At 38.9% G+C, this 23,034-nt stretch carries 24 protein-coding genes; all 24 read right to left on the bottom strand.

What is annotated here, in order from left to right; all coding sequences use genetic code 11:
• Positions 1–8: 8 nt before the first annotated feature.
• Complete coding sequence (locus ACY45D_RS02990) at positions 9–2,333, bottom strand: MMPL family transporter (protein WP_463108373.1); 2,325 nt, start codon at positions 2,331–2,333, stop codon at positions 9–11.
• Positions 2,308–2,904 carry an outer membrane lipoprotein carrier protein LolA gene (locus ACY45D_RS02985; RefSeq protein ID WP_463109412.1) on the bottom strand — a complete coding sequence of 199 codons (597 nt, stop codon included), beginning with the start codon at positions 2,902–2,904 and terminating at the stop codon, positions 2,308–2,310. The genes ACY45D_RS02990 and ACY45D_RS02985 overlap by 26 nt, the downstream gene beginning before the upstream one ends.
• A gap of 150 nt (positions 2,905–3,054) precedes the next feature.
• Positions 3,055–3,474, bottom strand: coding sequence for an acyl-CoA thioesterase (locus ACY45D_RS02980; RefSeq protein ID WP_463108372.1), 420 nt, complete (start codon positions 3,472–3,474; stop codon positions 3,055–3,057).
• Positions 3,475–3,506: 32 nt separating this feature from the next.
• Positions 3,507–5,060, bottom strand: a complete 1,554-nt coding sequence (locus ACY45D_RS02975; RefSeq protein WP_463109411.1) for an HAL/PAL/TAL family ammonia-lyase — start codon at positions 5,058–5,060, stop codon at positions 3,507–3,509.
• 15 nt (positions 5,061–5,075) lie between these two features.
• Entirely contained in the window at positions 5,076–6,002 is a 927-nt protein-coding gene (locus ACY45D_RS02970) for an LpxL/LpxP family acyltransferase (protein WP_463108371.1), read from the bottom strand.
• Positions 5,995–6,744: a glycosyltransferase family 2 protein gene (locus tag ACY45D_RS02965; protein WP_463108370.1), complete on the bottom strand. Its 750-nt coding sequence runs from the start codon at positions 6,742–6,744 to the stop codon at positions 5,995–5,997. Before ACY45D_RS02965 ends, ACY45D_RS02970 begins: the two co-directional genes overlap by 8 nt.
• A complete protein-coding gene (locus tag ACY45D_RS02960; RefSeq protein WP_463108369.1) occupies positions 6,737–8,458 on the bottom strand; it encodes an AMP-binding protein in 1,722 nt (573 codons plus the stop codon). The genes ACY45D_RS02965 and ACY45D_RS02960 overlap by 8 nt, the downstream gene beginning before the upstream one ends.
• A complete protein-coding gene (locus ACY45D_RS02955; RefSeq protein WP_463108368.1) occupies positions 8,455–9,048 on the bottom strand; it encodes a COG4648 family protein in 594 nt (197 codons plus the stop codon). The genes ACY45D_RS02960 and ACY45D_RS02955 overlap by 4 nt, the downstream gene beginning before the upstream one ends.
• Positions 9,045–9,293 carry an acyl carrier protein gene (locus tag ACY45D_RS02950; RefSeq protein WP_120383187.1) on the bottom strand — a complete coding sequence of 83 codons (249 nt, stop codon included), beginning with the start codon at positions 9,291–9,293 and terminating at the stop codon, positions 9,045–9,047. The genes ACY45D_RS02955 and ACY45D_RS02950 overlap by 4 nt, the downstream gene beginning before the upstream one ends.
• Positions 9,294–9,302: 9 nt before the next feature.
• On the bottom strand, positions 9,303–9,563 hold the full coding sequence (locus ACY45D_RS02945; protein ID WP_010112696.1) for a phosphopantetheine-binding protein: 261 nt from the start codon (positions 9,561–9,563) through the stop codon (positions 9,303–9,305).
• On the bottom strand, positions 9,547–10,359 hold the full coding sequence (locus tag ACY45D_RS02940) for a lysophospholipid acyltransferase family protein (RefSeq protein ID WP_463108367.1): 813 nt from the start codon (positions 10,357–10,359) through the stop codon (positions 9,547–9,549). Before ACY45D_RS02940 ends, ACY45D_RS02945 begins: the two co-directional genes overlap by 17 nt.
• Entirely contained in the window at positions 10,353–10,976 is a 624-nt protein-coding gene (locus ACY45D_RS02935) for a beta-ketoacyl synthase chain length factor (protein WP_463108366.1), read from the bottom strand. Before ACY45D_RS02935 ends, ACY45D_RS02940 begins: the two co-directional genes overlap by 7 nt.
• Before the next feature lie 188 nt (positions 10,977–11,164).
• Positions 11,165–12,574, bottom strand: a complete 1,410-nt coding sequence (gene der / locus ACY45D_RS02930; RefSeq protein ID WP_463108365.1) for a ribosome biogenesis GTPase Der — start codon at positions 12,572–12,574, stop codon at positions 11,165–11,167.
• Between the two features lie 193 nt (positions 12,575–12,767).
• On the bottom strand, positions 12,768–13,916 hold the full coding sequence (bamB, locus tag ACY45D_RS02925; RefSeq protein ID WP_463108364.1) for an outer membrane protein assembly factor BamB: 1,149 nt from the start codon (positions 13,914–13,916) through the stop codon (positions 12,768–12,770).
• A complete protein-coding gene (locus tag ACY45D_RS02920) occupies positions 13,916–14,617 on the bottom strand; it encodes a YfgM family protein (protein WP_463108363.1) in 702 nt (233 codons plus the stop codon). Before ACY45D_RS02920 ends, bamB begins: the two co-directional genes overlap by 1 nt.
• Positions 14,618–14,646: 29 nt before the next feature.
• Positions 14,647–15,942, bottom strand: a complete 1,296-nt coding sequence (gene hisS, locus ACY45D_RS02915; protein ID WP_463108362.1) for a histidine--tRNA ligase — start codon at positions 15,940–15,942, stop codon at positions 14,647–14,649.
• Between the two features lie 7 nt (positions 15,943–15,949).
• A complete protein-coding gene (gene ispG / locus ACY45D_RS02910) occupies positions 15,950–17,065 on the bottom strand; it encodes a flavodoxin-dependent (E)-4-hydroxy-3-methylbut-2-enyl-diphosphate synthase (protein ID WP_010112711.1) in 1,116 nt (371 codons plus the stop codon).
• 21 nt (positions 17,066–17,086) lie between these two features.
• Complete coding sequence (locus ACY45D_RS02905; RefSeq protein WP_463108361.1) at positions 17,087–17,875, bottom strand: helix-turn-helix domain-containing protein; 789 nt, start codon at positions 17,873–17,875, stop codon at positions 17,087–17,089.
• Positions 17,866–18,669, bottom strand: a complete 804-nt coding sequence (gene pilW, locus ACY45D_RS02900; RefSeq protein ID WP_463108360.1) for a type IV pilus biogenesis/stability protein PilW — start codon at positions 18,667–18,669, stop codon at positions 17,866–17,868. Before pilW ends, ACY45D_RS02905 begins: the two co-directional genes overlap by 10 nt.
• A gap of 58 nt (positions 18,670–18,727) precedes the next feature.
• Complete coding sequence (rlmN, locus tag ACY45D_RS02895) at positions 18,728–19,963, bottom strand: dual-specificity RNA methyltransferase RlmN (RefSeq protein WP_463108359.1); 1,236 nt, start codon at positions 19,961–19,963, stop codon at positions 18,728–18,730.
• 179 nt (positions 19,964–20,142) lie between these two features.
• Complete coding sequence (gene ndk / locus ACY45D_RS02890) at positions 20,143–20,574, bottom strand: nucleoside-diphosphate kinase (RefSeq protein WP_004725878.1); 432 nt, start codon at positions 20,572–20,574, stop codon at positions 20,143–20,145.
• A gap of 130 nt (positions 20,575–20,704) precedes the next feature.
• Positions 20,705–20,905, bottom strand: a complete 201-nt coding sequence (iscX, locus tag ACY45D_RS02885; RefSeq protein ID WP_463108358.1) for a Fe-S cluster assembly protein IscX — start codon at positions 20,903–20,905, stop codon at positions 20,705–20,707.
• Between the two features lie 92 nt (positions 20,906–20,997).
• On the bottom strand, positions 20,998–21,549 hold the full coding sequence (locus tag ACY45D_RS02880) for a phosphatase PAP2 family protein (RefSeq protein ID WP_463108357.1): 552 nt from the start codon (positions 21,547–21,549) through the stop codon (positions 20,998–21,000).
• 30 nt (positions 21,550–21,579) lie between these two features.
• On the bottom strand, positions 21,580–22,866 hold the full coding sequence (locus tag ACY45D_RS02875) for a glycosyltransferase family 4 protein (protein ID WP_463108356.1): 1,287 nt from the start codon (positions 22,864–22,866) through the stop codon (positions 21,580–21,582).
• Positions 22,867–23,034: the final 168 nt, after the last annotated feature.

Genomic DNA, 23,034 nt, shown 5'->3' with positions numbered 1-23,034 from the left:
CTTTGTTTTCAGCTATCTTGCTGATTTTGTAAAATAACCCGATGTTGATCGTCTGCTTTGGTAAAAATCGTGGCATACACAAATGAAAAGATTACGCCAAATAAAACAGTCAAACCAAAACAATGAATGGCATAGGTATGACTAAACGACAACAATCCAAAACCGAGTAAAGTCGACATCATACATAAAAACAGCGCCATTCCAACAACTTGTGGGTGGTCATGGCTATGCCGATAGAAAATAGCGTAGTCCACTCCGATCCCTATAATTAAAAATGTTCCCATAATACTGAATAAGTTGATTTCTACACCTAACCACGCTTGCACAGCAAAGGTACTCAGTAAGGCTAAACTTACAGGTAATATTAAGGCAAAGATTGAGCCAATTCCATAAATAATACTTAAGCCAATCACCAAGACAATCAAAGCATAAAATAATAAAGACTGTGCTTGAATACGATGCTCTTTAAAGAGTTGAGATAACTGAGTAACGGGTTGAAGGAGTTTAATTTGCACAGTTTCAAGTTGTTTTATATTTTGGATATTGTGAATACCTTGTAGCAAAACCAAACGCTCATTTTGACTAGGTTGCAAAAAAGCCAAAGGATGATTTTGAAATGCACCTAAAGTCAACACAGACTGATTTGCCAATTGCTTTTGCCATGTCAAAACATCATCGATATTCAACTGCATTGCCAAAGCATAAGCTTTTAATTCTGTTACTGGAATCTGTTGTAATAACCGAATATTTTCCTGTTGTGTTGCAATAGAGGGTACTGACTGACCAATAGCCTGAAAACCTTGCAACTGACCTTGCTGTTTAAGTTGATTTAATTTGATCAATAATGCTTGTTCTTGTTTTTCGAGCTGCGCTGTATTTTCTGCCCGAATCACAAAATAATCACTCCCTTGCTGCTGACCAAAACGCTCCCGCACATAACGGTCTTCTTGTTTCAACTTCTGATCCATACTCTGTAAATTACGAATATCATCATTGGCTTTTAAGAAATATAAGCTTGTGGTCGACGTTAAAATAATCACAACAATCACGGCATAGCGCAAAAAATCACGCTGTAAAAAATAGTGACGCGCCAATCCAATGAAACGTAATGCATGAATCGCAGGTTGAGCATTCAATGCTTTCAAGCGTGGTAATAGCAAGATACTGGTGACCCATGCAGCACTGAGTCCAACAATTGAAAATACTGCAATTTGACGAAAGCCTGGAAACGGCGTAAAGGTCAAAAATACATAAGCCACTAAGGTCGTCATCAGTCCCATGAACAGGCTGGGTAAAACAGGTTTTAAAATAGTGAATCCATTTGTATTCCGATGCTGCGACTGCAATGCCATGAAATAAAAAGAAAAATCGACACATACACCGACTAAGCTTGCACCAAATACCAAAGTCATTAAGTGGATTTCACCAAAAACCCAATGAGTTACCGTAAAAGCAACCAATATACCGCTACTGACTGCAATAAATTCAGTCAACATCGGGCGTAAAGATCTGAAACCAAACCAGACCAGTAGCAAAACCCCTAAACTAGAACCTAAACCAATGGTTGAAATTTCTTTTTCCGCGGACTGCGTGCCAAAACTTGAAAATAACAGCGTTCCAGTCCAATGCGTTTTAACATTCAACTGATTTAACTCAGCATCAACCTGTTGCATCCAAGCGGATGTACTTTCTTGATAATCAATATTATATGGGCTTTGAGTGAGCTCTAAGCTAAAGAAGCGAGAATGCCCATATTCATCATGAATGGTGGCAAAGCCCTGTTCTAGCTCGATGGTTTGATCTGTTTTTTGATTCGACAAACCCATTGCGAAACGAGGGAACAGTAATAATGGATCATGATTCAACAGGTCTGCGGTAATCGGCATCCCTGGACTCATGACTTGTAATAATGCCTGCTCGGTTAAAGCGGCATAATCTTTTTGTTTTAACAGTTGACTGTCTTCCAGACTCAATAAACCGGCATGATGTTGATATAAAGTTTGAGCAAATTTGTCAGTGTCTAATTGTGGTTTTAAAGGTTGCCATAATTGTGAATTCGTGACTTGCTGTTTAAGAATATCTGTTGCTTGCTGTAGCGCCTGATCATTCGGCGCATCAATCACCAAGAACACTTTATTATTCAATTGTTGATTAACATAGTCTTGCGTCTTTTCTAATTGCGCATCTTGATGTTCTTTGGGTAATAATGCAAAGACATTGGTTTGAATATGAATATCATGTTTAAACCACGAATACGCCAAGCTTAGAGCAACACACAATAAAGTGCTCAGCCAAAGTGCGGTAAATTTATTTGGCCAATTTGAAAAGTGCATCTTCTGAAGCCATAAGTTGAACGGGTTGGGGATTATGCTGACTAAATTGAATGGTCGTCGAATTATTGGCTTTTTCAGTAATCACAATACGGTCGACATAACGTTGCCCTTGAGCCTCTACACGATCAAATAATTTTTTAAATAAACTCGTTTTTGGTGTCAAAGTCACATTCCATTGCGTCGGAGAATACTGTGCTGACACAATATTAAAGTTCTTTGCCAAAGCAACTTCATTACCTGACATTAACTGTAAAAACATGGTTGCTACAGAACCATAAGGCGATTTATCAATTTCAATTTGACTATACGTACGCTGCGTTTTTTGTACCAACTTTTGAGGCGTCACAATCAAACTGGCTTGCACGGGTTTTTGAATTTGCCACAACACGCCATACTGTTTAGAAAATAATACAGTACCATTCGAAACAAAAGTTTTATTTAAAGCAGCAAGTTTCTTCTGCTGTTGAAAATTAGCACGTACTGTGGGTGTTGTAGAAAGTTGCTTGAAAATCTGCCCCACTTGAGTATTTTGAGCCTGCGTAGCATTTGTATAAGTTGCACACAAAACCATACTTAAAACCAGAATCACCAGCTTGCACCAAGTTTTCACCATTTTCGATAAATAAAATGATTTGAGCGCCAATAAAAAATGCAAATCCAAAATCTGTTGCGACATCAGCGTTGTGTTCTGCTTCATGATCATTTCCTATAAAGATTTAGACTAAGCAGGCTGAAACTTTGACCAGTCATTTAAACGATCAAATAATACTTGCGGAGACTGAAAACACATCTCTCGCGTTTCAATATTGACAGCAACTTGCGAGGTAAATCCTTTGGTTAAGCGCTTATCTGTATTGGCATCAAAAATTTGATACTCAATTTTCAAACGATTTTCCCATTCTTTTAAAATGGCACGTACACGAATTTTCTGTTGAAATTCGATGCCTTGTACATAACGTACATAGCTCTCAATCACTGGCCATGCATAACCAGAATCTTTCATTTGCACATAGTTATAATTAAATTCATCCAATAATTTACAACGTGCGATTTCAAAATATTTGATGTAATGCCCATGCCAAACAATATTCATGGTATCTACATCATGAAATGGAATTTCAATTATTACATCAGCATGCATCACTCAGCTCCATTACAGACTAGCTCCATTTCCTATGAGTGCCATTTCAAGCTTTGATCAGTTGGATTCAACAATTCAAATTGCTCAAAACGGTCAACCAAACGTTGCAAATCATGTTGTAAAGCACGATCTTCTTCTACAAAAGTGAAGCTTTCAAGCACCCAATGTTGGAACTGCGTTAACACTTCTCCCAATTGCTCACTCAATCCTCTCAATTGAATCGCTTGCACTGCCGCACAGCTAAGTGCTGCCATAACTTGTTCAGTTAATAAGATCACCCGACTAGCATCACGTGCCGCAATCGTTCCCATACTGACTTTGTCTTGATTGTGACATTCTGTAGAGCGAGAGAAGATTGAAGCGGCAATCGTTTGTTTTAGAGCCTCTGCTGTCCATGCTGATACTCCGATTTGAACCGCTTTAAAACCATGATTTAACGGTAAACGCTCAAGACTTGAACCCGTTAAATTACGCGGTAAACCATGATTCATTTTATGATCTACCAATTGTGCCAATTGACGATCCATCAAATCTGCAATATTAGCGATCATGATTTTTAAACTGTCCATGGCCTGAGCAATATGCCCACCATAGAAATGCCCACCATGCAAAACCCGTAAATTCACAGGATCAATCAGTGGATTGTCATTACTTGAGTTCAATTCATTTTCAATAAATTGACGTAACCACGTTTTCGAATCCTCAAAAACACCGATCACATGCGGTGCGCAACGTAATGAATAACGGTCTTGTAAACGCGGGCTTTGGTGCTCTGTTTGTACTTCACTATTCAACCAATCACGCAGTTGTGCAGCAATATTTTGCTGACCTAGATGTGGCTTTTGTGCAAAGAGAACTTCATCAAAATGACTAGGATTCCCTTCTAAAGCTAAAACATTCATTGCAGTGACTAAAGTACTTACAAGAGAAATTTGTTCAGCTTTTTTATAATTTAAACATGCAATAGCCGTCATCACAGCTGTGCCATTCATCAGTGCCAACCCTTCTTTAGGACGAAGCACTAGAGCATCTAGTTGATATTCCGCATAAACTTGTGCAATCGGTACGATTTTATTTTGTTCTTTTTGATAAACATCACGTTCACCGACCAATGCACCTGCAATATAAGACAATGGCGTTAAATCACCACTTGCTCCGACAGAACCTTCTGATGGAATCACAGGAATAATATTTTCATTGAGCATCCAAACTAAGCGCTCAAGCAAAGCCAAGGATACACCTGAATAACCACGTGCCAGTGAACACAAACGTGTCACCACCACAGCACGTGCGGTCATCAAATCAAGATTTTGTCCTAGTCCACAACCATGGAAGCGAGATAAATGTAATGGTAATTCATGGACTTGATGTGGTGGGATTTCGACTAAACATGAGTCACCATATCCAGTCGTCACACCATAAATAACGCCTTCTTCTTCTAACAATTGATCTAGAAAATCAGCGCCACGCTGAATCAAACTTTGCCATTGTTGCGATGTTGGCAAAGCCACTTGGCATTGATTCTGAGCCACTGCAACAACTTGTTCTATCGTTAAAGGTTGTTCGCCAACAACTAAAACTTTCATATCTTTATTTTTCAACTACTTATTCCAAAAATGATAAAAATTAAACCATTGGTATGGTGCACGTATGCAGTGCTGCTCTAGGACTTCCACATACTTTCGCGTAATATTCTGCATCGCGACCAACCGATTTGTACGTGATAATTCAATCTTTTCTGCAAGTAAATGAATATGCACATCAAACTGTTGATTGTGTCGATAACAAAATACAGCCAATAACGGTACTTTTAATAGACTTGCTAAAATCCAAGCACCTTGTGGCCAGTCTGCATCCTCACCTAAAAAACTCACACGTTGTACACGTTGCGATTGCACAGGAACACGATCCGCAGCCAAAATTACCCATTCACCTTGATCCAGTTTTTCTTGCAAAAGTACTGCTGTTTCAATCCCCAATTCATCAACAGAAATCAGGTGAACATCCGCATTACTGTTAATTTTTTTCAAAAAATCATTAAACTTGGTTGCATGTTTTTGATAGACCAACACATTAATCTTTTGTGGGTTTTCCGACTTAATCGCACGTAATAATTCAATATTTCCAAAATGCGACACAAGAATAATTGCACCCTTTTGATAATGCGCTTGAAAATGCTCATGCCCATGCAAATTCAACTTTTGCTCTGGAATATTTCCCAGCCAGCCTTCTATTTTATCTAAAATACATTCACCAAATTGCATGAAATGTGTATAGCTATTTGCAATTGTCGGCGCTTGTGGAAACGGCGATTGTTTAGCTGAAAAGTTATGTAATCTATTTAGATATTGTAAAGAAGCTTGTTTAGCTGTTATTGAAAATAACCAATACCACATGATCACAAAATACAAAACGACACGACATAACACTCGCCCACCCAAACGGTAGAACCACAACATCAGCATTAAAGGGAACATTCCCCCTTTTTCTTTTAAGTGATTCCATTGTGGTGATTGCGATTCAGTCATGCGCTGAACCTTTATATTTGTTTTTCAGTAAAGTGGGTAACCGTAACAACATTCCAGCAAAAAGTCGTGAATGCGCCTTAGTCATTCCTAAATTGTCACGCCACGCATGGAAATGTGAAATGCCTTGCTCGGGATAAATCACTTTTGTAGGTACATTCACAAAGCAAACATTATCCCATTTTAAACGTACTAAGATTTCACTATCAAAGCCCATACGCAATTGAAATTTAGCCGTTTGAATAACGGGCAATGTTTCAGCCAAAGGATAAACTCGAAAACCACACATACTGTCTTTTATTTCAAAGGATAAACTGTTAATCCACACCCAAATATGTGTTGCATAACGTCCATACAAACGACCTTTAGGTACAGTTTCATCAAAAACTGGCTGACCAATAATCATGGCATGTGGATGTTGTTTTGAAATATCGATAAATTTTGCAATATCATTCCAATCATGCTGTCCATCTGAATCAATCTGTAATGCATGACTCAAACCAAGTTCAACAGCTTTCTTCAATCCAGTAATGACAGCCTGACCTTTACCTTGATTTTGTGCATGTTCAACGAGAATGACTGGCTCAAACTGGACAGCAATATCACGTAAAAGCTGTGTACATTCAGTATCACTACCATCATTGACTAAGATGATCGGCAATTCAAATTGTATTAAATGCTCAATTAAAGCCTGAATATAATGTGGATGATTATAAACGGGGACAATGAATCCGTAATTAGACATGTGTCACCCCAGTCGTAGTATTTTGATCGACCTGATCCTGTTGTTTTAATTCAAATAATAAACGCCCTGAAGCAAGTTTTTGCTCCCCTGAACACATTTCAAAATAAATCTTATGTGACTTTCTCTGTAAGGTCAGTTGCACAACAGCATAAGGCTTAATCAAATCTTGAAATTTCAGTTGCTCATAACCATTACACCAAGCCAAATCTGCCCAAACTTGTTGCGCGAATTGCTGAATAAATCCAATTTGTCCAACCCCAGGATAAATCGGGAAATTGGGGAAATGCCCTTTAAAACATGCGAGTTCAGGTGGAAACTCCAATTGATAGACTGTTTGCTCTTTGTGGTTTTGCTGTTCTAAAACAACAGGTAACAATAAAGGCTTAAACAAATCTTGCATCATTTTTTTATTTAACTTGGATTGAGTATTTCTAGGCAATTGCGACAAAAAACGCCATTGTCTTGGAATCGCAATACTTTCTAATTTATCTTTTAATTGTGCTTTGATTTGTGCAACGAAATTTGCTTTAGCCGCCTGCACTAAGCTTGCTTGTGCATCTTCATTTAAAACTGCCACACAGGTCAAAATTTGACGATGCTCATGCTCTATGAGCAATACATGACAATCTAGCACTTCATTTAAACTCTGAATCTGATGCTCAATCGCATCCAAACTTAACCGTTTTTCTTCTAATTTTATAATTCGATCTAAACGTCCTAAAAGTTTAAGGGCACTTTTGGGATTTAATGCATCCACTAGTTGTACACGATCGCCTGTTAAAATCCAATCATCACTAAATGCATGATTACTTTTTACTGCAAGCTCATCATTTTCAACAACTTGAATATCAACATTGGCAAAAGGTTGCCATAACGCATCGTCCTGTTTCCGATAAGCAATCCCGCCTGTTTCAGAACTACCCAAAACCTCTACAATCGGACGATTTAACCAAGGTCGCACACCCGCATCTAATTTCCCGCCTGAAGAATAGACATATTGGCAATCTTGTAGAATAACCTCAGCTGTCCAGCGTTTCAGTAAAGCAGGACTCGAAACTACATAATTTTTTCTTTGCAATACAGCAAGTTTAGCTTGTGCTTCTACAACATGTTCAGGAAAAGCCAATTGTGAATTATAAAAACTACGTCCACTGGCCAAAGGTAAAAGTAATTTAAACAACAAACCATAAATATGTTGATGGCTGACTGTGGCAATCGCAATAGCTGAGTCGTCTAAATCAAAACTTTGATTTAGACCTTGCACTTCATTCAGCAATTGACGTAACGTCCTTGGAATTTTCTTCGGTTGCCCTGTCGAACCCGAGGTATAAAAATAAACTTGCGCCTGCGTTAGAAAATTTTCATCCAAATTTAATGTTGAATGCTCAAACACTGTTGAAATATTTTTCGTTGCGCGTTGTTGGCGTGTCAGAAAATAAATCCCTTGTTCAGCCAATTCAGTTTCAAGTGCCTTCACTCGATTCGGTGCAAGCAATAATTGCTTTCCTGCTAATAATGTTGCAAAAAATAAAACTAAAAATTCATAACTGTCATTTTCCCAAAGCGCATACTGTTCCGCCTCTAATATGGAAATAAAACATGCTTGTGTGCAGACATCTTGCCAAAAGTCGATGAAACGAATTTGATTCAAATCATCTTGAATACACAATATGTTCTGTGCAGAAACATGCGTTTGAAAATGACACGCTATCATTCTTTTAAATCACTCTTTCTTGAATCCGTCTGATCTAAAGCAATATGCAGATTTAGACGTTGTTGGCGCTTTCGTAAAATAAACTCGCCTAATAATAAAATTCCCATCAATACATAGGAAACAAAGCCATTATAAATCACCCAAATTTTCATGGGTGCAAACAATACGCTATACAGGGCAATCAAAGCATTCATCACAAAAAAGATACACCAAACAATGGTGACTTTCCGTGTCCAAATCACACCTGATTCTGGTAAATCTGGCTCAGCAAGACGTGCAAAACGCTCTATCATCGAAGGTGGTTTAATCAAGGTTGATGCGAAAATCATCCCTGCGCCAACACTCATAAACACAGGGTACATTTTCAACCAAGCATGATCTTTCAAGAGTAGGCTCAAGCCACCACATAAGATTGCAAACCAAGTCAGCGGCATCATGAGCTGATTGCCTTGGCTAAACAAACGAACAACGCCTAGTGCGATCAGAATTACACTCACCCACAGAAAATGCCCGTGTGACAAACTCCATCCCACTAAAAAGGGATAGATAACCATAAGAATGATCACTATCCCTTTAAATACGTGCTTCATCCAGCAAACATATTATGAATAACTGTCACGACATCTTGCACAGTACGTACATTTTTAAAATCTTCAGGTTGTACTTGTTTGCCTGTTAATTCTTTAATTTTTACGACCAAATCAATCGCATCAATACTGTCTACATCAAGATCTGAATAAAGATTTGAATCAAGCTGAATTTCTTCAGGCTCAATTTCAAATAACTCTTCCATCCATTCACGTAATTTTTCTAGAATTTGTTGTTGCGTTAACATCTTAACCTCTTATGCTTTTTGTTGTGCTTCAACCAAAGCAACTAAACTTTGAATCGATTTAAAATGCTGCTTAGTATCAGCAGATTCAGCATTCAAATGAATGTTATAACGTTTCTTCAACGCCAAACCTAATTCTAATGCGTCAATAGAATCCAAACCTAAGCCATCTCCAAATAAAGGTGCTTCAGTGTCGATATCATCTATGCTGATGTCCTCGAGGGCAAGTACATCAATGATCATTTGTTTTAATTCATCAGCAAGATTGCTCATTGTTTAATAACTCTTGATTAAAAAATTGTTGAAGTTTTTGATTTAATTGACGAACCTGCTTTGGAGAAACCTGAGTATCACCTAACACCTCATCAATATAAATCGCATCCAAAACCTTAATTTGAATATGAAATGGTTCAGATGGAATGTGATACCATTTTTCATTCTTGGTTAATGTCGATGGAGTACATCGAATTAAAACTGGGCGGATTGGAACTTGGGCACGCAATGCAATATTCGCTGCACCACGTTGAAATTCATTTAAAAATTTACCTTTTTCTGTGCGCGTACCCTCTGGAAAAATCAATAAAGATGCAGCTTGATCTTCCTGCAAGCGCTCAACACAATCATAAATAAATTGTTCTGATCCCGCATTTAAAATATAACCTGCTGAGCGCACAGGGCCTTTGGTAAATGGATTTGACCACAATGCCTCTTTCACCACGCAATTGGCTTTTTCCATCAACCCGATCAAAACCACAACATCAATCAAGGTCGGATGGTTGGCAATCACTAATTCTTGGCGGCTTTGTGTTAATTTTTCTAAGCCCTCAATCTCATAAGTCATAATGCCCAGCTTAACCATCATTTCAGTAAAGCCTTTAAAACTATACCGAATGACTTGTTGTGTTCTTTGCTGTCTACATTTTGGTTCTTTACTGGATAAATTCACCAATGGCGCAATAACCCCACCAATGGCTACACCACCTAAACCAAAACTTGCGAAACTAAACCCTGTTGCTCCAACACGCCATGCATAATTAACTTTATTGCGTAACTTTTTCATTATTAACATTTTGACCATGCACCATCACTTTGTTGCAAAGTTTGTTTCCAAAATCCATTAAAATGCATTGCATCTAAATACTTGGGTTCGACTTGCTTTAACTTTGTTTCATCGAGCTGTAAATTTGGTGTTTCCAAATCGACCAAAGCCGCCATCGAAAAACCTTGAAAATCTTGATGTTCCGCATACACTTCAGGCAGTGCTTCATCATAATAAACCACCAAAGCTCGCCCCTGCGGATGCATGGTTTTTAGATATGCATAAGCCTCAATCATCGCTTCAGACCAATCTGCACACAAACTCGTGGCTGGCGTTGCGTCTTTATATAAGATTGAATACAAGCCTGCAATCGCATTATGGACAGAAGTAGAAAATTGTGTAGGCGATGGTGTCAAATCCTGTAATACATCTTCTAAAATTTTATAGGTTTTATGCTCATCACCATACTGTGATGCCCAAACGATATAGTCTACTTTTTGTTGATTCAAGCATTCAACGGCACTATTCAAAGCTAATTTAGCAATTGTAGATAAACGTCTACGCTGCATTGTAGGAATATGCTCAAGCGCAGGATAAAGTTCTCCTACACAACTGAATTTAAGTTGTGAAACATTTAACTGAATCATACTCAATCATATTTCCTATAAATCTATTATATTCGTTTTTTGCCATATTCGCATTGCATCGAAATTATAACATTGAGCATAAAAAGCGTATAGAACATCACCTAGGTTCAATTTCAGGCAACACATTCAATCAAAGCAAAAAACCCAAAGATTCCTTTGGGTTTTCGATCTCGCAAAGGCTTTGAAAATTAACGACTAAACTTTTTCTCAGCTTTTTTGAATTTCTGAATATAACGACGGCGACGTGCTGCCGTACGTTCATCCACTTGAGATTTACGTCCCTCAAATGGGTTTTCAGAAGTTTTAAAGTCAATTCGAACTGGTGTACCTTCAAGTTTATACACTTTACGGAATACGTTTTCCAAATAACGACGATAATCTGCAGGCGTTTTATCAACCTTATTACCGTGAATAACGATCGTCGGTGGATTTTGCCCACCCATATGCGCATAACGCATTTTAATTCGTTTACCACTAATCATTGGTGGTTGATGCGCATCAGTTGCATCATTCAAAATTTGCGTTAATTTTGCAGGTGAAACTTTTAAATGTGATGAATCATAAGCACGATGAATCGTAGGGTACATATCGCCTACACCTGTGCCATGCAGTGCAGAGATTAAATGTACTTTCGCCCAAGGAATAAAATCAAAACGGCGATCTACATCTAATTTACATTGCTTACGATCATACTCAGTCATGTTATCCCATTTGTTAATGGCAATAACCATGGCACGCCCTGCTTCAAGTGCATAACCGATTAAGTGTAAATCTTGCTCAACTACACCTTCACGTGCATCTAAAACCACTACGATCACATGCGCATCTTTAATCGCCTGTAAGGTTTTTACAATTGAGAATTTCTCAATCATTTCATCAACTTTACCTTTACGACGTACACCCGCAGTATCAATTAATGTGTATTGACGACCATCACGCTCATAAGGGATATAAATTGAGTCACGTGTTGTTCCTGGTTGGTCAAATGCCACCACACGTTCTTCACCCAATAAACGGTTGACCAAGGTCGATTTACCGACATTTGGACGACCAATAATAGCTAAACGTAAACCGGTTGCTTTATCGTGTTCTTCTTCATTTTCATCTTCAGGAACATCCGTTAAGACCTCCTCAAGCATTTGCTGTACGCCACGACCATGACTTGCAGCAACTTGTAAGGGCTCACCCATACCAAGTTTATAGAATTCAACCAATGCTGCTTCAGCATGCACACCATCTACTTTATTGGCAACAAGGTAAATTTTCTTACCTAAAGTACGAAGCTCACGTGCAATCTGTTCATCAGATGCCAATAAACCTGCACGAGCGTCGACCACGAAAATAATAATATCCGCTTCATTAATCGCAGTTTTTGATTGTTCTGCCATGTAAGAGTCTATGCCACCTTCACTTTCGCCGATACCCCCAGTATCAACAACAATGAAAGATTTATTCTCATATACTGCATCACCGTACTTACGATCACGGGTCAGACCTGCAAAATCTGCAACAAGTGCATCACGACTCTTAGTAATCTGGTTAAATAACGTTGACTTACCAACGTTTGGGCGCCCAATGAGCGCAATTACGGGTTTCATAAATTAACCTTAATTCAAGATCAGCCAGTTGGACTGGTCTGAACATCAGATAAATAGGAGGAAATAGGGTCAAAGCCCTTGTCTTTCGACAATTCAAATAAAAACACGGGGTATTGAATATTCAATCACCCCGAGTTTAGAAAAATAGATGAGGACTAGTTTAACACAAGACTCAATAAATTTGACGATCAGTCTATCGATTCTGCCAAATGCTTAAATCACCTTTGCGAGTCGCAACATAAAGCTGATTATCGATAATTCTTAAAGTACGTACTTCACCACTGGTTTTAGAACGTCCTAAGATTGTGCCTGAGTTTGGATCAATCAGATGTAAATAACCATCTAAATCACCCACAACTAAGTTTTGTCCTAACAATACAGCATTGCTTAAATTACGATTGAGCAGTTGTTCGTTTTTCCAAATCTGCTGACCTGTAATCAAATCATAAGCAACCAACTGACCATCCGTTTGCGACACAAATACTTTGCCATCAGAAACTTCTGGGCGATTGATACTGCTTGAGTTTTCACTCCACAAAACACGTTGTGAAGCTAAATCAAGTACCGTCACCTGACCTTGGAAACTGGTTGTCACGACATATTGTCCAGCAACAACAGGTTCACCATCCACATCAATTAAACGTTGAATATCTGAACGACCTTCAGAAACAGCAACTCGACGTTGTAAACGAGGAACACCCGCTACACTATCAATTGCATAAAGATATCCTGTAGATGTGGTCACAAGAATTGTACGAGGATCTAAACTTACAGGCGATGCTTGACCACGCAGGCTGAATGAAGCATTCGGCAACTTGTAAGTCCAAGCTTGTTGCCCCGTTTCTTCGTCTAAAGCATATACAGTAGCGTCATTTGTAATCACAATAACGCGGCCTGATTGAACTAGAGCCGAACTGATCACAGCACCAGACAGTTGAGCTGTCCACTTTTTTGCACCCGTTGCTTGATCTAAAGCATAGAGCTTACCCTTTGGGCTACCCACAATAACCAAACCATCCGCAGCTTCAATACCAGAGCTTAGGCCAGCTTTAGTGACTTTGGTTTCCCATAAACGTTGTTTACCTTTATAGGCAGCAACTTCACCTTTCGGATCTAAAGCAAAAACAACACCATTTTCTGTATCTAAACGAAGGCGCAACGGATCTTCTTCACTGGTTGAAGAAACATCTGCTGAAAACACTCGTACTAAACTCGTAGCTTGAGCAACTTTAGGTAATGGATTGGGTTTAATTTTTACTTCTTTAACTTTATTACTTGAACAGCCCACTAAAGCTGTAGATAAGATTGCTAAAGCAAAAGGTATTTTAAATTTTCTATCCATTAAGACTCATCCACTTGCGTTTCTAAAATTGGGCGTTCAAGTTCAGGATCATCTACTAATACGCCAACACTTTCGAGTTTAATTTGTAAAATTTGACGTTCCTGTTTACGCTCAATCACAGCATTCCATGCTGCTTGATATGACTTTTTGGCATTATCGATATCATTTTTTGCAACGTAAATATCACCTTTTAACTCTTCAGCAGTTGCTTTAAAAGCGGGTTCATCCACGGCTGACAAGGTTTTCAAGGCTTCATCAAATTTCTTTTGCGCCAATTGCGTATCTGCAAGTTTAATCTTTACAACTTGTAACAGACCAGCATCTTTTAGCTTAGAATTTTCAACTTTTTTCAACTCACGTTCAGCAGTTGCATAGTCATTTTTATCAAATGCTAATTTCGCCATGACAATTTGTGCTTGGATGGCTTGTACTGAATCAGGATTATCTTTGACAATTTTATCTGCCGATGCAACTAAAGCAGTCGAAGCTTTTGGATCGCCTGCAACTGCTTTTACATCATCCATTAATTGCTGAACTTTTGCTGTTTCATTTTGATTTTCAGCCAAAGTTTTCTTCTGCCAATATTCCCATCCGAAAAAGGCAATCAATGCAATGAGGACGCCTGTCACCATAGCTGAGCCATATTTCTTAAAAAATGACTTTAAACTATCTAGTTGTTCTTCATCACTTATTGCGCTCATTTCACTCCCCTTTCCTTATGATTATTGGCTTATTTCGAAGAAAATTTTTCGGTAAAGAATGGTACGATTTCAGATACCACAACTTCATATTGTTCAGCTGTCGCAAGTTCTTTGACTAAAACTTGCTGCGCCTCAGCTTCACGCTCACCAAAGATCAATGCATAAATTGCACCTGATTGGTCTGCTTTTTTCATTTGGCTCTTCATTGAACCCTGAGAACCTGTTTTTAAACGAACGGAGCTATTCACAGCTTCAAGTTGATCACGAAGTTGCTCAGCCAGCATCAATGCCTTACCTTGAGTAGCAGGATCAGAAACCAAAAATAGCTCACACTCACGAACAGGCGTATTATCTTCAACTTGTTCTAGAAGAAGCAATAAACGCTCCATTCCCATCGCAAAACCGACTGCAGGAACAGATTGATCTGGTTTACCTTTCAGTTGTCCAACTAAACCGTCATAACGACCACCAGCACATACCGTTCCTTGAGAACCTAAATGTGTAGTTGTCCATTCAAAAACAGTTTTGTTGTAGTAATCCAAGCCACGAACCAGTTTTGGATTAATAACAAAAGCAACACCTGCATCAGTTAAGTATTGTTTTAACTGATTAAAATGCGCAAGCGTTTCTTCACCTAAAAAATCATGCAATTTTGGTGCATTTTCAAGAATTTGCTGAGTTCGAGTATCTTTAGAATCTAGAATACGTAAAGGATTAGTCGTTAAGCGACGCTGTGAATCTTCATCCAACTCATCTTTATGAGAAGTTAAAAATTCAACCAATGCTGTACGGTATTCCGCACGCTCATCTGACTCACCCAGAGTATTCAACTCCAGTTGAACTTTATCGGATACACCCATGCGTTTCCACAGACGAGCGGTCATGAGAATCAATTCAGCATCTTGATCAGGTGTTGCAACACCAAAAGTTTCCACACCAAATTGGTGAAATTGACGGTAGCGACCTTTTTGTGGTTTTTCATAACGGAACATTGGGCCAACATACCATACACGTGGGTTTGCACCACGGAGTAAGTTATGTTCCAACATTGCACGTACACAACCCGCAGTTCCTTCAGGACGCAACGTTAAAGATTCAGGTGGATTACCTTTATCAAAAAAGGTATACATTTCCTTTTCTACAATATCCGTTGCATCACCAATTGAGCGTTTAAACAAATGAGTTTGCTCAACGATCGGTAGACGAATTTGTTGATAACCATAAGCATCCATTAAAGATGCTAAATGTTGCTCTAGACGTCTCCACGCTGAAGTTTGCGTTGGAAGAACATCATTAAAACCTTTGATCGCGACAATTGAACTCATGACTTACTCAAAAACTTGTACGTATAATCTCTTTAGCTTTAGCTTCTTCAAGCTCTTGCACACGTTGACGAACCATCGTTTCGATTTCATCAACCAACTGATTCGTATCTATTAAATGACTCTTTTCACCATTACGATACACGAGTGAGCGAGGACTTGCACCTACCACACCAATATCGGCTTCTTTGGCTTCACCTGGACCATTTACCTTACAACCAATGACAGATACATCCATTGGTGTACGAATATCTTCTAGACGTTCTTCCAAAGCTTGCATCACTTTAATCACGTTAAATTCTTGACGTGAACAACTTGGGCAAGCAATGAAATTGATACCATTTGAACGAAGACTTAATGATTTTAAAATATCAAAACCAATTTTAATTTCTTCTTCTGGTTCAGCTGCCAATGAAATGCGCATCGTGTCACCAATGCCTTCCATTAACAAACCACCCAAAGCAATTGCAGATTTTACAGAACCCGTGCGATAAACACCCGCTTCTGTTACACCCAAATGCAATGGATTATCAATCTGTTGTGATAATAAACGATAAGCATCCATAGTTAAAAACACATTGGATGCTTTAACTGACACTTTAAACTCATGGAAATCTAAACGATCTAGAATATCGATATGGCGCATCGCAGACTCAAGCAAAGCTTGACCTGTAGGTTCACCATATTTCTTTTGAATGTCTTTTTCCAAAGAACCCGCATTTACACCAATACGCATCGAAATATCGTGATGGCGAGCAGCAGCAACCACTTCACGTATTTTTGCTTCTGAGCCAATATTCCCTGGATTAATCCGTAAACAATCTGCCCCCATGTCTGCAACTTTCAATGCAATTTTATAATCGAAATGAATGTCTGCAACCAATGGCACAGTAACACGTTTACGAATTTCACCAAACGCTTCTGCGGCCTCCATTGAAGGCACAGAAACACGCATGATGTCTGCGCCTACATCTGCACAACGTTGAATTTGAGCAACAGTTGCATCAACATCACACGTTTCAGTATTGGTCATACTTTGAATACTAATCGGGGCATCACCACCGACATACACTGAACCCACACGTATTTTACGTGTAGGACGGCGTTTGATTGGGTTCTCAATCATGATCTTTCCACTCTTTGCCCATTAACGTGACAAACGGAATTCAGCTTTTCCGTTCACTGTATATGGTGACAATGAAATCTGTTCATTATTAAGACTTAATGACACAGCAGTTGCATCATCGAGTCGAATTTCGAATGGTGAAGTTCCGCTGATATTTAAAGTAGACGATTGACGTCCAGTCGCCAAAACTTTACCTGTACTATCAACAATATGCACAGATGTTGGATGGCTAAAATTCAATACCATTTGATCACCAGAAGTTGAAGCTGAATTATTTAAATTCAATACTTCTACATCAGATTCTTGTGGTTTAACATCAGCATCTGCGTTTTTGTTCGATGTCCACTTTTGAATACCCGCAATCAATGCCCAAATCACTGCAATCGCAATCAGCGCAATAAAAATACGCTTCAACCATTTTCTATTACGATCTCGGTTTGAACCTGGGAGTTTCCCCATAATTTTAATTGGGGAATTGTTCAAAGCGTGATTCGGTAAAAGCCCCGTATCATTTTGGTAAATTTCATCGAAGCGTTGAATGATTGCTGTTGCATCGACATTCAAATACTTTGCATAAGAACGATAATAACCCTTAATAAATGTTGCTTCAGGCAATGACTTATATTCATCATGCTCCAATGCTTGTAAAGTTTTTACAGGCATTTTCAATTCTGCTGCAACATCGTTAATGTCTAGGTTCTTAGATACTCGAACTTGACGCAAGTACTCACCTGGACGTTGAACATTTCCTAAACCATTCGATGCTACGTTTGAACCTGTAGGTTGCTGTGAATTAGGATTTACTTCCATACGGCCTCAGTACTGTACTGTAATTGCAGATAACGTTGATATTCTTGACTTTCAGGGAATAAAGCACGTAGTTGATTGACCAACACCTGCATTCCCATTTGGTCATTATTGGCACGTGCGATACGTAAACCAATCCAAAGTGCTCGCGCACCTTGGTTATTCTGACCGACTAAACGAACATATTGCTCATAAAGTTGACTTGCTTGTGCATTTTTTTGCTGTAAATAAAAAAGTTCAGACAATTCCACTAAAGCAATAATCGACTCACGGTTGACTTGCAAAGCTTGCTTGAATGCCTTTTCAGCATTTGCCACATCACCAACTTTAAGATAAACACGCCCTAAATTCTCTAGTGCTTTATAACGCTGATCATAACCAAGCGTCGCTCCAGCAATCTTGAGCTGTTCGATGGCGTCATTATAGCGCTCAATAACAAATAAATATGTTCCATAATTATTACGGGCTTGTGCATTTGTTGAGTCACTGGAAATAGCGCGCTTAAAATAGCCATCCGCTTTTTCCATACTGATTTTACTGCCTTCTTGTTGTAATAAAACACCCATCATCATATTGGCAGTTGAATCACGTGGTTCAGCTTCCAATGCCTGATCTAATGAGCGTTTTGCAGCATCCAAATCGCCAGTGCGAATATATTCAGCGGCAAGTTGAGTTCGAACTTTAACCGCTTTTTCAGGATCTTTTTTAGTAATGGTATCGGAACTTGTCGTCTGACAGCCCTGTAGCACCAATGCAGAGAAGCCGATCGCTAAAATAGCAATTGCTTGTGAATACATCGATTTTCTCAAAGCCTGCCCCCGATATTCAATTGTGTAGTGTTATCCTACAAATAAATTAACCTTGCGAACGTATAATTTCATTGCGTTCTGCAACTTTCTTCTTCCATTGTTCTGCACGGCGTGTTCGATCTGCGACTTGCCCAACCAACTGTCCACAAGCTGCATCAATATCATCTCCACGTGTCTGACGAATCGTACACACAAATCCTGCATCAGACAAAGTTTTTTGGAAAGAAATAATACGATTTCGACTTGAACGACCATACGGTGCATGCGGAAAAGGGTTAAACGGAATTAAATTAATTTTACTTGGTAAATTTTTCAATAACTTAATCATTTGTTGCGCATGTTCAGGTTGATCATTCACACCTTCCAACATCACATATTCAATAGTGACATGTTTGCGTGAGCTTTCATTACCATCTTTCGCAATATAACGCTGACAAGCAGCAATCAGTTGTTCTAATGGATATTTCTTATTGATTGGAACTAATTCGTTTCGTAATTCATCATTTGGTGCATGCAAAGAAATAGCTAAAGCAACATCAATATCTTTTGCTAATTGATCAATCTTTGGTACTACACCCGAAGTCGACAAAGTGACACGGCGCTTAGACATACCATAAGCAAAGTCATCTAACATGATATTCATTGAGCTCAACACAGCATCGTAGTTGAGTAAAGGCTCACCCATTCCCATCATCACGACATTGGTCACTGAACGCTCACGCTCTGCAACAGCAACTTCTTCCATATAGGAATAGTTTGCGACCCACAACTGACCAATGATTTCATCTGGGGTTAAATCACGCTGGAAACCTTGTTTACCTGTTGAACAGAATGAACAATCCAATGCACAACCCACTTGTGAAGAAATACACAACGTTTTACGTGAACCTGTTTTATCTTCTGCTGGGATAAGGACTGTTTCAACCAAAGACCCATCACCATCGCCAACACGGAACACCCACTTACGTGTTCCATCTTTAGAATAATTACGGTGCACTACTTCAGGCGCTTTAATTTCACAAACTCGTTCTAATTTCTCACGTAATTTTCCTGAAATATTGGTCATTTCAGCAAAATCTGTGACAAAAAATTGATGAATCCATTTCATTACCTGTCCTGCACGGAATTTTTTCTCCCCCATTTCTTCGAAGAATTTTTCCAATTGCGGACGCGACATGCCAAGTAAATTCACCTTCTCCACTTGCTCAAGTTGAACAAATTTTGATGATACAGGCTGCTGTTCATCTAAATTTAACGATGAAGCGACAACTTCAGAATTCATGTGATTACTACCTAAAACATGTCATGGGATGAAACATATTGATCAACATTTGAACAATAAATACAACAAAAATAAAAAAACCAGACAAGCAGTATATCACCTATCTGGTTCCGGGTCTGTTATCAATTCATAAATCGGAGATTTAATGCTTGAGTAAAAGTGACCCTAAATACATCGAATTAACGAGTACGTGGGCAAACTTCAGTTTGAGCGAAGAAGTAGTTTACTTCACGATCAGCAGATGCAACTGAGTCAGAACCGTGAGCAGCATTTTCGTCGATGCTTACAGCGAAATCTGCACGGATAGTACCAGGAGCAGCTTCTTTAGGGTTTGTAGCACCCAAAATTTCACGGTGAGCAAGAACTGCGTTTTCACCTTCAAGAACAGATACAACAACTGGACCAGAAGTCATGAATGCAACTAAATCACCAAAGAAACCACGTTCTTTATGTTCAGCATAGAAACCTTCAGCTTCTGCTTTAGAAAGGTGCTTCATTTTAGTCGCAACGATTTTAAGACCAGCTTTTTCGAAACGAGCGAAGATATCACCAATGTGATTTTTAGCAACTGCATCTGGTTTTACGATAGATAAAGTACGTTCAATAGCCATGATCGGCTCCTTAAGTCAAATTGACACGAAATTTTTGGCGCATTATACCGAATAATCGACAGTTTGCTGCTTTTAATCTGTAAAAAAATAGATTTTTCGATGTACAGTGCTTTTACACTGCGATTCAACATCAATTTGCTTCATCAATCCAAGCCATTTGAATTGCTTCGAGCAGACCTTCTGTCGATTTGGTCGGATCATCTTTAAAATCAGGCAAAGCACAAATCCACGCATGTAAATCAGTAAAACGCACCCATTGTGGATCCACATCTGGATGCGCTTCAGTTAGCTCAATAGCGATATCAATTGTATCCGTCCAACGTAAACCCATTTAGGCCGTCCTTCGTTCAAGAGTTGAATTTGATACCGTTACTGTAGCAAAAATCGACGCTTTCAGAAACTCGACGCTTTCAAAATAAATCATTATAAAATCACACCGAGCAAAGGTGCGCTTAAAATGATTAGACTTGCAACACTTGCGCCAATCAACGCACCGACAATCACATCGCTTGGATAATGCAAACCTAAAACCATACGTGACAATGCAACTAAAACCATAAATGGCAACATAATGAACAGCAACAAAGGTTGAATATAGCCAAATACAATCGTTGCCATCACTGCATGCAAGGTATGCCCAGAGGGAAAGCTAAAATGATCCAATGGACGTTCACCCATAATAATCACTTGGTGTACTTGATACGGTCTTGGTCTGACTGTTTTGTGTTTTAAAAACTTGTAAATCGCTGTCCCTAAAGAACCTGCAATAACCACGTAAATAATCTGTATGGCATACGCCAAACCCATTTGCATCCAGATTAAAGCCAGCATGACATACCAAAAGCCACCATCACCTAAACGGCTAATCACCTTAAAGAAAACAGCGATACTTTGAGTATGCGATAAATTATTCAGATATAAACAACCTTTCAGGTCGAGATCGAGCATTTTTATTTTGGTATTTTTAAAATTCATTGTCACTCTCCTCTTTAAATTAGAGATCAACTAAGTCAGCAACAGCGCATCCTGTGTGACTTGATACAGTGCTTGCTCAAACTGCTGCACAGGATGCTGCCATCCCGCATGTTGCACATCTTGCATCGCCATATTTCCCATACGTTTTAGCGTTGAATTATCTGGCAAATCAAAAATGTGCTGAGTCAATTGGTGCTTTTGTCCCAACGGGCTTAACCAACCCGTTTGTTGGTGTTTTACATGCAATTGTGCGCATGCATAATCATAGGCAATAATCGGTAAACCACTTGCCATAGCTTCAAGTACCACATTACCAAAGGTTTCGACTTGACTCGCAAATACAAAAACATTGGCACTTGCATAAGCTTCAGCAAGTTGTATGCCACTCAAGCTCCCCATAAAGACAACTTGATCTGCACCTTGCATTTTTTCTAGTCGTGTACGATCTGGCCCATCACCAACCAGTACCAGTTTTACTTTATTTTGATTGTGCTTTTTTGATGCAGCATAAGCATCAATCAAGACATTAATTTCTTTTTCAGAAGATAGCCGACCAACATACAACAATACCGTTGTCTCTTGATCAACACCCCATTGCTGTCTCAGTTTTCCCGAATAACGTTGCGCTGAAAAGCGTTCAGTATCAATACCACGTCCGACCACAACCAAAGGGCAGGTCACACCAAACTCACGCAACGCCAATTCAGTATCACGACTGGGCACACAAGTCAGTTGCGTTGCGTTGTGAAACCATCGTAAATAACTCTGAATGGGTCGAACCAAGAATGCTAAATCGAAAAAGCGACTAAACTCTTGGAATTGAGAATGAAAGCCACTCGATACAGGAATCTGTCTAGATTTTGCTGCATGTAGAGCCGTAAACCCAAGTGGCCCTTCTGTTACAATATGCACCACATCAGGAGAAAAAGAAGAAATCGCTTGGGATACTTTTAAATATTGAGGCCATCCAAACTTCATCTCTGGATATTTAGGAATGGATTGTCCATTCACCAAACACTCTCGATTTGGAGAAAAGTCATGGCACTTTTGTTTTTGTACAGGACGAATCAATAAAATTTTATGACCTTGATTTTGCAACCCTTTACACAGCTGTAATAATGATAATGCCACACCATTGATTTCAGGTGGCCATGTTTCCGTCACAATGGCGATTTTTAAACGAGGCTTGGTTAAATCACGAATCAAGTTTTCACTGTGCGTCGTGGTGGTTTGCTTTTTTTGTTTAAAATAGAATTTAAAATGATCGGGTACTTCTTGTTGTCTAAACTGCAAGGTTTCTGCGTACGTTTTGTTCATACGACCTAATCTCTTCATTTTTAAACAGATTAGGTCGTATTTCTTACATTTTAATGATTTTTTCGTGACGTTTTTTTGACAATCGGAATAAAAAATACTACATCAGATACAATAATGCCTTAATTTTCAAAAATTAAGGCATTATTTAGTCTTAAAAATCACACTCAA

The organism is Acinetobacter sp. BZX-2 (assembly GCF_055179795.1).
This window is presented reverse-complemented; position numbering and strand designations above follow the sequence as displayed.